Annotated in this window: 8 protein-coding genes; all 8 read right to left on the reverse strand. The window is 43.1% G+C overall.

What is annotated here, in order from left to right:
* Positions 1-165: 165 nt before the first annotated feature.
* The 8 genes from G5B30_RS12030 to G5B30_RS12065 all read right to left on the reverse strand — a co-directional run bounded on the left by G5B30_RS12030 (position 166) and on the right by G5B30_RS12065 (position 13,938).
* Positions 166-1,830 (reverse strand): DUF5018 domain-containing protein, encoded by a 1,665-nt coding sequence (locus tag G5B30_RS12030; RefSeq protein ID WP_165320251.1) that lies wholly within the window; start codon positions 1,828-1,830, stop codon positions 166-168.
* A 57-nt stretch (positions 1,831-1,887) separates the two neighbouring features.
* Complete coding sequence (locus G5B30_RS12035; RefSeq protein ID WP_165320252.1) at positions 1,888-2,277, reverse strand: DUF5018 domain-containing protein; 390 nt, start codon at positions 2,275-2,277, stop codon at positions 1,888-1,890.
* A 29-nt stretch (positions 2,278-2,306) separates the two neighbouring features.
* Positions 2,307-3,929, reverse strand: coding sequence for a RagB/SusD family nutrient uptake outer membrane protein (locus tag G5B30_RS12040; protein ID WP_165320253.1), 1,623 nt, complete (start codon positions 3,927-3,929; stop codon positions 2,307-2,309).
* Positions 3,930-3,940: 11 nt separating this feature from the next.
* Complete coding sequence (locus G5B30_RS12045; protein WP_165320254.1) at positions 3,941-7,309, reverse strand: TonB-dependent receptor; 3,369 nt, start codon at positions 7,307-7,309, stop codon at positions 3,941-3,943.
* 189 nt (positions 7,310-7,498) lie between these two features.
* Complete coding sequence (locus G5B30_RS12050; RefSeq protein ID WP_165320255.1) at positions 7,499-9,286, reverse strand: PL29 family lyase N-terminal domain-containing protein; 1,788 nt, start codon at positions 9,284-9,286, stop codon at positions 7,499-7,501.
* A gap of 126 nt (positions 9,287-9,412) precedes the next feature.
* Entirely contained in the window at positions 9,413-10,594 is a 1,182-nt protein-coding gene (locus G5B30_RS12055; protein ID WP_165320256.1) for a FecR family protein, read from the reverse strand.
* A 126-nt stretch (positions 10,595-10,720) separates the two neighbouring features.
* Complete coding sequence (locus G5B30_RS12060) at positions 10,721-11,308, reverse strand: RNA polymerase sigma factor (RefSeq protein ID WP_165320257.1); 588 nt, start codon at positions 11,306-11,308, stop codon at positions 10,721-10,723.
* 161 nt (positions 11,309-11,469) lie between these two features.
* The gene (locus G5B30_RS12065) at positions 11,470-13,938 is read right to left on the reverse strand and encodes a hypothetical protein (protein ID WP_165320258.1); all 2,469 of its coding nucleotides are present in this window, start codon (positions 13,936-13,938) and stop codon (positions 11,470-11,472) included.
* Positions 13,939-13,949 lie beyond the last annotated feature (11 nt).

Raw genomic sequence — 13,949 nt, forward strand, 5'->3', positions numbered from 1 at the left:
AATGATCGAATATACAATTTATTTTTATTTACAACCAAAAAGTTTCGTTTTCTTTCACTTTAAAAAGAAGATAGGATTAAAAACAAAACCTCGCAGATTGTGCAAACAGTATTCAAGCACATTCTACGAGGTATATTTTAGTACAACGTATGTACCTTTTGACAATTATTTACCCGTTAATATATCGATAATACCCGGGTAACGTAAAGTAAGATTTTCGTTGACGACACTGTAGCCCTTACCTTTATAATCAAAAGATGTATACGGAACATGGTGTTTATTCAAGATATAAACAATATCCCTATACCAGTTAGAACGGGCGGGCTCGGGAGTCGTGTTCATCGTACCGAATTCACCCACAAATACCGGAGCATTCAACCGCTGTGCCATATTCATCCCTGCCTGCATGTTTGTTTCCAAGATATCTCTATCGTAGAAACGTTGACCTGTAGACTGCCAATTAGCCGGTAGCTGACTAATCCATTCTTCCGGCACTAGCCGTCCGGGATACTGGATAGGAATATCCGTACGCCCACCGGTGGTCGATGACAGACCATAAGCGGTCAATAGATAAGGACCATAATAGTGATAAGTCAACAGAATATTGTGAGTCGATGGCAACGTCAGGTCGGCATACCGCACATTACCACCGGCAGTACAAACGCCAACAACGATCGTCCGATCGGCTTCTTTTGCCCGTATAGCATTGATCGCCAGAGCAGACACCCTATTCCAGTTTGCCGCACTTCCCGACACCGGCTCATTCAACAATTCATAGGCTACCAGTGAGTTAGGATAATCCTTCAACTCGTCTGACATGTCTTCCCACAATTTTACAAATTTTGCTGGCTCATTCGGATCGGTAAATAGCGCATTTTCCGTGTTGGTAAACCTATGGTTCCGGGTAATATGCATATCCACTAACACACGCATATTATGCACCACACACCAATTTATCGCATCATGAAGCAGGTCAAACCCATAAGGCCTGATTTTATTCCCCCCTTCATCCCACAACACAATCTCATCGACGCACAACCGAATGTGGTCAAATCCCAAATCGGCAAGCAGCGCAACATCAGCCTCGGTGAAGAATGCCTTCCTTTGCGCACCATCGTACATCGGTGTAGACAGCCAAGAGGCAATATTCACCCCCTTCGAAATTTCAAAATTATTGATGCTGGACAAATCTTCTATCGTATAAACCTGTTGCGTACCGTCCTGAGCTGTAACCGTATATTCAACTCTATTGTTGAAGTTCTGGGCAACACTTGGATCAGGCGATATGGTAGCACCTCCTGAAATTGTGATCTCCGGTACAAGATTGGATAAATCATGACCGCTTCTATCAACACCAATCATACGCACCGATTGCACAACCGTACCGTTCAAACCTACCGAAGGAAGCGAAAAGCTCAATATCTGGGCCCGATCACTTTTTTTGACATCAGCGATAATTCGTACATCCTCGCTCTTGCCATCGGCATTCTCAATTTTAATGACAAATGGATTTCTCAAATCAACGAGGTCAGGGATATTGGTGAGCACTTTAATCTCGTCATGGAATACAATATCCAGTTTTACCTTAGACACATCGATTTCATCGTCCGACTCTTCGGGGAAATAATAAGGAAAATCGATAAGAATATCATTGGATTTCAAGCTTTCCTCCCTAGGGGAAAACACTTGAGTTGAACCGTCAAGCGTAGCCGTCAAGCTCACAACAGGATCTACCCGATGGTAATAATTCATAGGCCCCTTATCTTCCTTACAGGAGATTAGTCCTATCAGCAAAAATGCTGTTATCGTCAGTATATATTTTAATTTCATCTGTTTATTTTTTGTTTTTTTGGAAAGTTCTCATAAAGAGCCCCCGTCATTCAAATTTCACTCCACAATCTCTCCTGTAATTACATATTTATCAATTGTTCCGTTGCTATTGATTACCTCAATGGTATTAAACTTCGTTAAATCCATGACATTAAGCTTCGGCTGTACCGTCACATTGACCGGCAAGGTCGCCGTAATACGCATATGCGTAATATCAATAGGATTAGAAGTATTCCGAGGATAATACTTTGGAAACTGAATGCGGATGGTATCACCGAAGGGCGGCTCCTGATCCGAAGTAAACTGTTCTGAAGACGACTCATCTGCGAATTGAGCCGTAATGCTTTGAATACCATATCGAGGTGCAGAAATGTTTTCCTCCGGTTTTTCACAGGAGAAAAAGACCAGTACACTGCACCATATTAAAGCGTTTATATGTAGTTTCATCAACATAAAATTATTTTTTAGGGTCATGCTTACCAAAGATTTACTTGACTTAAAGAGGTGTTGTTCGCGATCTCACTAATCGGAATCGGAAAGTTATAGAAACGCTCCGCAAACTTACGATCCGCCTTATCCACATCAACATACTCGTATGTAAACGTTGTACCGGATTTGGTAATCTTTAATCCATGGAAGCGCACATTGTTCAGCTCGTCGTGAGCAACTCTCCATCTTCTCAGATCCCAATAATGAAACCCCTCGAAAGCTAACTCAATCTTTCTTTCGTGTCGGATGGCTTCAAATAAATCATCCCCGGTTTTATCGGTGTAGGGAAGATCGACACGATCTCTAACTTTCTCTATCGCGTCATTCGCTTCTGTGGTTTCATCCAGATTATAACATGCCTCGGCCAGATTCAAATACACCTCCGCCAGTCTGATTTCGATCCACGGTTGGTCACTATAAGTCGTCGATATATCTGAAATATCCTCATTGAGATACTTCCGGACATAATAACCTGTAGTGGTCTTGCCATAAGTCAATGCCTGAAATCCATAATCTACATAACCGTCAACACCATCGACAAATGCCTCAATCTTACGACCTTTCCAATTCGCGTCATTATATAATATGGAAGCGTGGAAACGAGGTTCTAAGAGCGTATAAGGCGGTGTATCTGTCGTCTTGCCGTGCCAGGCTGACCAATCCGGGCTCCCGCCCGTCGCTAACTCATATTCTTCCACCATTTCCTGAGTGGGACATGCTGCTCCACCATTGTTCGGCCAATCTCCTCCCGGCGCAAATTTTCTATCAAAACTATGATGAGGTGCCGGCAGCTGGTATCTGAACTCCAAAATAGATTCTGGATTACCGGAAAAATAGGACTTAAATGCATTGGTGTATGAACCATTCAAATCGTACATTTGCGCCCCATTATTATCCTTTAAGCCGATGACATCCAAAGCCGCATCACGGGCTTTCGCCCATCTCTTAGCTAACAGCATCGCCCTGGACTTCATGGCCAAAGCAGCCCCTTTCGTAATCCTTCCACTTTGTTCGGCATTCCATTGTATAGGTAGGTTGTCAGCAGCAAAGTCCAGATCCCCTTCGACAAAGTCCCAGCATTCCTGTTCGGTGCCCAGCTCTTTGTTGTTCGACGTTGGCAGATCATCGTATAAAACCACTCTGTTTGTGCGCAGCAACAATTGATAATAAAGAAACGCGCGTAAAAACCGTGCCTGTGCTTCATAGCGCACTTTCACCTCATCCGGGAATGTTGCGTATTTTTTCAGGCTACTGATAAATTCATTCACCCGCCTGATCCGATTGTACGACTCCGTCCAGATGACCAATCCCTGCGATTGATCGGCTGTCACAAAATAAGGGTTAAGTACAATATGGTTGGGTATACCCACAATTCCATACTTCAGCATACTGGTCAGTCCCTCTGTGAGCATACCATCATTAAACTGCGACTCACCGAAGTTTCCATACGATGGAATATACAGGTACAAAGAATTCAGATATAAGTCGGTGGAACTCTCTTTCTCCCAAAATAATTTATCACTTAAACGATCTGTCGGATCAGGATCCAAAAAATCACCGCAACTCACCAAGCATGGAAGAAAAAGAAATATATAAAGAATTTTTTTCATGATACTAAAATTTAAAACTTAACGTCGACACCTAAGGAATAAACACGTTGTTGCGGATAAAACCCGTTGGAAACATCCGGTGCCTCAGGATCCAAGTATTTAAACTCTGTCCAGGTAAAAAGATTAGCACCGGATACGTTCAGTCGGAGGTTTTGCATTCCCAGTCTCTTCACCCAACTTTTCGAAAAGTTGTAGCCCACCTGTGCCGTTTTTACCCTTAAGTAACTTCCATCGACAATCCACATGGTCGAAGCCCATTTATTATTCTGCACCTTAATATCCGACAGACGAGGATATTTAGCATCTCTATTCTCGGGCGTCCACATATTTTCAACCAGATATTTTGGAGCATTTCCTAATTGAAAGAAGGCTGTTGTAAACTCGGTATTATCATAGCCAATTTCAGGATAATAACCACTTAAAGCATATTCCGCCTGAGCAGCTCCCTGCAACATAACCGAAAAATCAAATCCCTTATATTCACCAAAGAAGGTCAATGCGGAAAGTAGCTGCGGCATATTGCTATGTCCGATCCACATTCTGTCATCTGCATACGTCAATTTACCATCCCCATTCACATCCAAGTATTTGATATCGCCCGCTTTATTTCCACCAAAAATGCTTGGCCAATTTTGTGCCTCTTCATCCGTTTGGAAGAGTCCCAAGGCGACTAAGCCATGTTTTTCGCCCAACGGACGGCCATTTCGCTTTAAATGATCAGGGGTGTTCGGACTATCTCTTACACTCAGGTAGCGGTTTTTGTAATAGCTCATATTAAACTGTACCCCATAATTGAAAGCGCCGACATGATGATGATGGTTGATACCGAATTCAAATCCTCTATTATCGGTCTTCCCGGTATTTATCACCGAAGGAAAATATCCCCCCATCGACGGAGCGAAAGTTCCGCCCTGAGTTTCCAGGATATTATCGGTTACTTTATAGAATGCGTCTATTTCAAATCCCAGTAGATTATTCCATAAGTTGGCTTCTAGTCCAACGTTATAAATATTGACCGTCTCCCATGATAAGTCTGGATTATTCAAGGCACTGGTTTTATAAGCGTTTTGTGGCACACCACCGATAACGACACTTGGATCATCTGAAGCGATTGCCATGGTACTCAAAAAAGTGTATGCTTTGACCCCCGAATCATTCCCCAACTTACCAACAGACCCTCTTAATTTCAAATTATTCACAAAAGGCAAAGCATTTCTAAAAAAGTCCTCTTCCGATATCCGCCAGCCGACAGATACAGCAGGAAACAATGCCCACCTTCTGTCTTTTGAAAATTTATAAGAAGCATCGTATCTACCGGAAATTTCAAGCAGATATTTCGCCGCATAATCATAGTTCAAGCGCCCTACCAACCCCGCGCTGGGCACGATGCTGCTACTTCCCGAAAATGCACCATCCCCTGGCGTCAGCTCACTGGCAAAGTCCAGCTCTGGAAGTTCCGTAAAATCTAAACCCTGAGTAGAGATCGAAAACTTGTTACCTATCGTCTGGAATTGCTCGTAAAGAACAAGCCCTGAAAACGTATGTTGACCAAATGTCCTATTATAATTTAGAGCACCCTGCAAAGACGTCTCACCCGACCGTGACATATTCTCAGCCAGCTTCGTCTGGCTTCCGACAGAAGAATCCCGTATCTGATATTTTAAACCTGTCTGATCCACTATTCCCTGGGCAATTAAATAAGGCGTTTGAAATGCTTTCGCATAAGAACCGAGGTAATCATAACTTCCCATTACAAACGATGATAGTCCTTTCGTAATAAAAGGCATATCAAAGTCCAATCGCAGATTGCTCTGAAAATTGTCGTTATAATTTCTGCGAAAGCCTGAATCTTCCAATGCTGAAATCGGACTCACCACAGGTCCATTCGTAATATTACCTACCGGATAACCATCATACTCCTTAGGTAAATAAGGATGTGCACGCATCGCCTGTTGAAAGACATTGTTCCAGGTATTCTTTTCCGTACTGAAAGTTGGTGCCACCTTCTGGCTCTTCCGGCCACCAACGCCGATTTGTACCTTCAGATTGTCCGTAGCTCTTATTTCCACATTACTTCTCAGGTTGTAGCGATCAAAATTGATGTTTTTAACATTTCCATCCTGATTGTAATACCCCCCGTAAAAATAATAGCTGATTTTATCATTCTTTCCTTCTACCGACACACCACTATGGGATGTCCGACCGATCCGGAACAATTCGTCAACCCAATTGGTATTGCCCCACTTTCCTTCGGGATCTCCCTCGATAATCTTTCGGATATCAGTATTGCTGAACAACGGCTCCTTTCCATTGATCATGCGGGCTTTATTATACCAATAGGCATATTCCGGCCCATTAAGAAATTCAGGAAACATCGTGTTTTCGGTCAATTGTGAAGAGTGGTTAAACCGAACCGAGGGTTTCAGTGAACGGCCTTTTTTGGTAGTCACCAAAATTACCCCAGCTGCAGCCTGCAATCCATACACTGCAGCGGCAGAGGCATCTTTCAAAATCGAGATTGACTCGATCTCTTCCGGATCAATCTGGGTAAATGAACGCCGTACACCATCGACAATAACGACCGGCGCATTAGACGAAGCAAAGCTACTCGCGCCGCGTATATACATTGTCGATTGGTCATTACCGGGTTCTCCTCCTCCTTGTCTGGAAATTAGTCCCGGCAATTTTCCCGTAATCATGTTGGTAATATTTCCTACCGGCGCTCGCATGATTTCTTTTGAATTGATCTGCGCCACTGAGCCTGTGACCGATTCCCGACGTTGGGTCCCATACCCTACCACCACGACTTCATCCAAGTCCTGATCTTCCGGCGAAAGCACAATATGTATCTCATTATAATTAGCCACCGTAATTTTATAGGGTGCATAGCCAATCCGTGAAAAAGAGATTTCATCCTTTATATTCACTTCAGGTATCTCAAACCACCCGTCCTGATTACTGGCGGTGACAAATCCCGATGTCAAATTTCGGACAGTAACATCAGCAAGTGATTCTCCACTGCTGCTGCTAATTCTCCCCTTAAGACTACGGGATTGCCCTACTTCGATCGATGTAGGGTGCGAGGTGCTTCGTTTGATCAACACCGTCGATTCTTCAATCTCATAATCCAGTGCTTGTCCCTTCAGACAAGCGTCCAACACTTCCCTTAACGATGCATTTTTTAAGTCGATCGTTACAGGCTTCGCTCCTTTCAATATATTATGATTAAAGAGAAAGTCATACCCTGTCTTACTCTTAATCTCCAACAACACCTCTTTAATAGGTTGCTTATTGACGTGGAGCGAAAGGCGCTGAGCAGTTACCGTCGCTTGGACATTCAGGCAGAAGGACACGACAAGAAACACAGTAAGCTTCATCATGATGCATATCTTAAATAATAACCGCCTTTTCAGGCCGTATAATTCGTCTGTTTTTTTATACATTTGTTAAGTTGTTTTAGTAAAAAACTCATGTTGCATTGTTTTTTTAACTACAGCTAACTTTTTAGAGCCAGGAACGGTAGCAACGTCCCTGGCTTTTTTGTTAAAAGTATCTGCTCACAAAAACTATCAATCAAAATCTCTAAACGCCATTCCATACAGCCCTGCCGTCTTTAACCCGGTATTGGCCATCGGATCAGACAATAAAGGACTATACATATAAGCCCTCGTTTTAGCCCTCTCTGGATCTGCTGTTGTATTTTCCGCATTCGTCGATGTCCAAAACTGGGTTTGTCGCGTTGAGCCAAGTACAATATTCCCGCCCATTTCAGCGATTTTTTGATTGATCTGATCTTGATCACTTCCCGAATTTGGAGCCCATGCCTCATGGAAGTAGCGATAATCTCTTATAGCCCCAAGGTACCAGTCGTCATAGCCACCGGCACGCACACGTATGACCCAGCGTGCGATGTAGTTATCGTTTGAACCTACACCTAAAACATTGATGATTGCCGTGGTATTCGCCTTCCCATCGGTATCACTATGTGCGCCAAGTATGTCAGTGCTACCATTAAGATACCATGGCGTCCGCTCGGCAGCCAACGTTCCGGTTCCACGAATAGACACATGCATAACTTTTCCCGTTATTTTATAAGCAGTAATACCAGATAGCGGTAAAGTTTGATCGATATGTACAATCATTCCCCCTTTCCAATAGTCCCCCAGCTTCGGAGGTGCTATCGAAAGACTCTGCTCTCCAATTGTCAAAATTGTATTCGGCGCAAAATAATAGTCAAAACTGCCGCCCGCTGTGGCGAAGGTAACCTTCCGCAGCTCCGGAAACCCATCCGGAAGCATCAGCCGAAATGTATCCTCAGCTTTGACTGCAGTGACATCTTTCACATTCGTCGATTCCGCACTCTCTGTAAACGTGAAGGTTGCTCCTGTTATGTCTACGCCGCTGGCCACATCAGTCAGGCTCACACTCGCATAGTTCACCACACCAACTTCCACTTTCACCGGAATTTTCCGTTGCAGCTCTCGCCCATATTGATCTTTCGCCCGTACGGTAAGGATACCTTCCTCATCAAACTCCGGTTCTATGCCCATTGGCGACGTGATATATAATACACCTGTCTTTTGTGCGGCATCCAATTCATAGGTCGCCGACCAGGCTTCAGGAAAATCAAATTCAAGTTCTTCAATGCCCACCTGCTGAAAGTCAACCGCAATGGCAAAACCAGACGCGATCGTCAACACTTCATTTTCAGGACGATCAATTAAAAACGTAAAAGGACGGTCCCGAGGTATCACATACGATTTGCCTGATGTCTCGTTGGATGTAATGGTTGCGTTGCTATCCACATCGAATGTTACTCCGCTGAATAAAGACTTCCGCCCGATTGCCCGAAACGGCTCCCCGTCAGCATTAAATAACTCTTCCTCAGCACCTTCCAAACTAACAACCCAGTTACCTGCTTCATTCACCAACATACTAGGCACCTGACCTTCCTCCACGGGATAATTTTTTCTGTCTTTATCTTTGAGAAGCCTTACGGCAGATGTTCCTGTTCCATTAACAACCGTCCAATAATAGTCGCCATCAATAAGATGAGCGCCTACAAGTGGGCTTGGATAACTGGCATAATCCACGCGGACTGTAGCCGACGATCCGTCTACAAAATGCAGATGGGTTAATTCTCCCACTGTTTCTGCACTTTCTATAAGCGATTCCTGTTCGATGGCTGTAACGATGGCTTTCAGTGAAGCGATATCTTCATTGGCCATATCTACCCAGGTCTCCACATCCCCAGCAGGAGGTAGTGATTGGGTATCCTCTGTTTCTTTTTTACATTGGCTGCACAGGAAGATCATTCCCAAGAGCATCAATCTAAAAAACCATTGTTGTTTTTGCATAATTCCATTGATTAGTTTATTCATTTCTACAAATTCATGTTGCATTGATTTTGGATACAGACTAACGTTAATAACTATGAACGGTAGCAACGTTCTTACATGTTGAAAGTCCTCATAGCGTGTGTTTTATTTCGTAACGACGATCCTCCTTTCTTTTATTTCAAATTTTACATTGCTGATTTTTTCCAGCTTCAAGAGTAAGCTCCTAAGCGATTTTGTCCTTTTGAATGTTCCCGTGAATCTTTCTTCCGGCATGTAGGTATAGTCGATCTGCTGTATATTATACCATCGTCGGACTTCCGCCAGTATCTCCGGAACGGACTGTCCATTAAAGCTAAAATAACCATCTTTCCAGCTGATAAAGTCATTCACGTTGACCTGTTTTTTATGAAATATGCGATCGTTATGGCTTGCGATGACTTGTTCCGATGGCTTCAATAATAGATTATGATGATCACCCGTCAGCCGTACCAAACCTGTTATCAGTGTCGTCGTCGTCTTGTTCTCTCCTTTATAAGCTGAGACATTGAAGGAAGTTCCTAAGACCCGGATCAAGGGTCCTTTTTCCGTTTCTACATAAAAAGGCTTTTCCTTATTATGCGCAACCTCAAAATAACCTTCCCCAGTCAACTTTACCCGACGTTCTTTACCCGAAAAAGAACGCGGATAGGTCAGTGAAGACCCGCTATTCAACCAAACTTCAGTGCCATCAATCAACAACACCTTACTGGATTGCCCTTTGGGCGTCGTGAATACCATATCTTCCGCTTGCGACATGCGTCCATCAGCAATTTGCTGTACTTCGTATATCCGTTCACCATTCTCCCCTACCCTGATCTTTACACCCGTTTCAGCCAAAACATTCGACTGGCTTTCTTCCAACAATTGTATCTCCCCATTGGGCAATTGCACAAACGGCACACTGTCTGGAATGATGTAAATATCATCTGCTTTATAAGTTGCCTCCTGAGCGAAATCGACTCCGTTAGGTTCGGTCAGTTCTGATTTTTTCCACAACCAGAGCAAAGAAGACATACCCACCACCAATACGGCCGCAATGGAAATGTACTTTTTAAAAGATATCGGTTGACGCTGGACGTTCTTACGTATCTCGTCGTAGACTGCCTGTCTTCGAACTTCTGGCAGGACATGGATCTGCGGCTTCTTATCCAGAATATCGGTAAGCACTTCCTCCTGAATATCTGTATCTATCGTCTCTAACAAGGCAAACAACTCATCCAGTTCCACCGGAGAAATGGTGTCGGCAATATGCTTTTCCAGTAAATATTTTAATCTTACTTTGTCCATTTAAGTTTATATTTTCGGAGGAAGGCGATATTACCCCCAATCTAAAGCATATCGCTTTTGCGCCTCTTTATATAAAGAACCCGAAAAATAAAAGGTAGGACTAGTCCGAATTGAAATAAATTAAAATCAGCCTAATAAAAACAACAAAAGTAACGGGTAACCAAAACGTTGAAAGTGCTTTCTAAAGGTTTTTAGAGCCTGGACAATATGATTTTTAACCGTATTGGGCGCAATATTCATCTGCTGTGCGATCTCTTTGTGATTCAAGCCCTCCTGCCGACTCAACAGGTAAGCCCTTCTCTGCTGTTCAGGCAACTTTTCAAGGACCGCGTTTTCTAAATCCAAAATTTCATGGATAAGTGTACCCTGATCATAGCTTCCGCTTTGCTCGATCGCTGTCTGGGCTAAAGCTGTTCGTCTCTTTAGCTGTACTTGTAAATCCCGAAGTCTATTTAAGGATAGTCGCTTGGCGATAACATATATGAAAGTCCAGATATTGCCCGATTCATCTAATTCGGAACGGGCATTCCACACTTTGATAAATACATCCTGTACAATTTCCTCGCTTTCAAACGGATCTTTGAGAACACTATAAGCCACGTGATAAACCGCATCGGAATAATGATCAAAAAGTTGCTTTAAAGCAGCTTCCTCGCCTCTTTTCAATGCGCCTATACGAATAGCATGTTCTATATCTTGATGTACTCTAATCACGCCTCAGGTTTAAAATAGGGGGTACGTACACGAAGTTACGCATTATTTTTAAAAATCCAATACAAATTACAAGTCGCTGCCCTAAATTTATCAGCCCCTACGCCTGCTTTCGCAGACGTAGGGGCTGATAAATTTAAACTAAGAATAAAGTTACTATTCCTTTATTCGACTGCTACCAGACTAATATCATCTAAATGCACGATCGATTGCAACGTTTTACCATTCGCCGCATCCCACCCAGTCTGCAAAGCGATAAAAACCGCACTGGTCTCAAAACTTTTCCCCGGATTAGAGGCAATAATAGCCGGTAAGTCCAGAACAATAGAAAACTCGCTCCAATCCTCGTTTTGTACCAGAGGTACCTCTACCGAATAAGTAGAGTTAGTCTGTGGTGCCGCTCCTGTGGAAGATATAATCCCCACCTGCAGACTATTCGCCGTGTTATCGATACCCCGATATTGAAAATCCCTTTGCGCATAAAACGTGAGCTTGTATTTTTTTGTATCATCTAGCGATATTCTTTGTGCGAGATTATGATAGAACCAGTTATTGGCCGTCGCATTAGATGTACTTCCACCGATATTATGAAGCACTATCGAATTGGTTCCTGAATGTGCCTTCGCATTGTCAACATATATTCGGCATTGACTCTGGGTGGTACCGCGCTCAAACCACACGTATTGATCAATCGGCGTAGCCGGTGCCGTGGGACTCGTAGTCCGTGACGTAGCATCAAAAAAGCCCTGACAATTTAATAGCGCGGGATATACCACCTCATAGACTGATTCTGTCAATGCCACCGGCTCCACAGCTTCTTCAAAACTGCCGTTTTGTATAACGTTGCCCGGCACATGCCACTCTTCTGGATCGGTCGGTATTTCAACCACTTCAGGAAAGACTATATTGCCTTTATATTTTTCAACAAATCGCTTGGTAGCTAACCAAAATCCATGATTTTCACTCCATGCCGTGTTACCGATACTGCTCATGACCACACCATCGCACATTTTGAAAGCTGCTTCCAACATGATTTCCCATGTAGATTCTTTAATCGGTTTATAATAATCCACAAAATTCACAGCCTGATTAAAATAATCGGTGTAGAAATATGCATAGACTGGTTTATTGGGATTATTACGTTTCGCTTCTTTTATCGTCAGATAAAACTCCTTTTTCCATAAGGCGATCTCATCATCTACAATATAGGATGCAGGAACCAAATAGTCCGCATATTCGCGCAACGGACGGGTGGGTATGACAGCGCTTTGCATCCAACCGGCTGTATTGACATAAAAATTACCATTGGTCACACGCAGGCCACTCAAACTGGTAGGAGCAACAAAAGCAAAGCCGAGCTCACTCTCCGTGTTCTTACTTCGAAATGTATTTTTAACTGTTTCGTAGCGGGAGATCATCGCCGCTGGGTCTCTCGAGCGATCACCAATCCAAGTTCCACCGGTAATACACACTGGAATATGCGGACTTCGCTTCATCTCCTGTGCCAAAGCCTCCACTTTCCCAAGGTCAGGCACCTGTATCCCACCTGAAATGCCAGCACTGATATCTGCTTCTTTCACCAACCGAATAGGATGAAGACCGTAGGAAATAAGGTTTGGCGTACCGGGATAGTTTATAGAAGAGAATATTTTGAATGCTTTATTCGGATTATCCATAATAATCCGTTCCGGCTCCGCCTTGGGTTGTGACAAATCTGCTTGATGTGCAGTTATAAAATTTTTTGTTTCATTCCAGATCGCCTGGATACGAGCATCATTCCAATGTAACGTATTTTCTTCTCCATCTGTTTTGCCAGACCAGATAATAGCACCGTCACATCTTTCATACACCGCCTCTAATAATTGTCCCCAAATTTCAGGACTAATCACTTCCCGCTTGTAAGGACTATCGGGTTTATCGTAGTATTGCGGCCAGATATATACAACGATCTTTTTATCGGCATTGTGCTTTCGTATCTCTTTGACAGTAATGTCTAAATCTCTAATCCAAGATTCAATATCAGGCTCTGCAATATACGCTACAGGCATAATTACATCGGACACCCCAACGGTCTTCCAGCGCTTTACATTATACTCTTTCCAATTTTCAATAATTGTCGCGTCATCCCATTTATCTTTATTGTAATAACGATAGACACAAAGTGCGGAAGTGGCTATCGCATAATTGCCAATTTTCACGATTGTATTTTTCGCTCTAAAAACATCAAACATTGTATTAAACCGATCATACATCTCTTGCTCATCAATACTACTGGCACCAAACCAATCTTCAATATCTGTCGACACCATGACATGAGGAAATTCAGCAGCCAACTCGGCTTGAATATTAATTTTATCCATATCCAGAACGACCCTATTCGCATCCGACGGATCCGTTTTCGTAAGTGCAGTTTCATACATCAAATAAACGGGTAGTAACCCCTCTGCCATTAAATCAGGTTTTCCAGGATAAGCCATAGCGTCATAAAGCGCAAATTTAGTCTTGACCTCTTCCTCGGTCGGAGTTTCTACAACCTTATCTTCCTTCTCGGGTACAGCTTTTTTACAGGAGAAGAATAAAGAGCCCATAGCCAAAGCTAAAAGCAAAAAAATGATATTTACTTTCGGTTTCATAATATTAAAAG

It is taken from the genome of Sphingobacterium sp. SGG-5, assembly GCF_011043525.1.
In the GTDB taxonomy this organism is placed as follows: Bacteria; Bacteroidota; Bacteroidia; order Sphingobacteriales; family Sphingobacteriaceae; genus Sphingobacterium.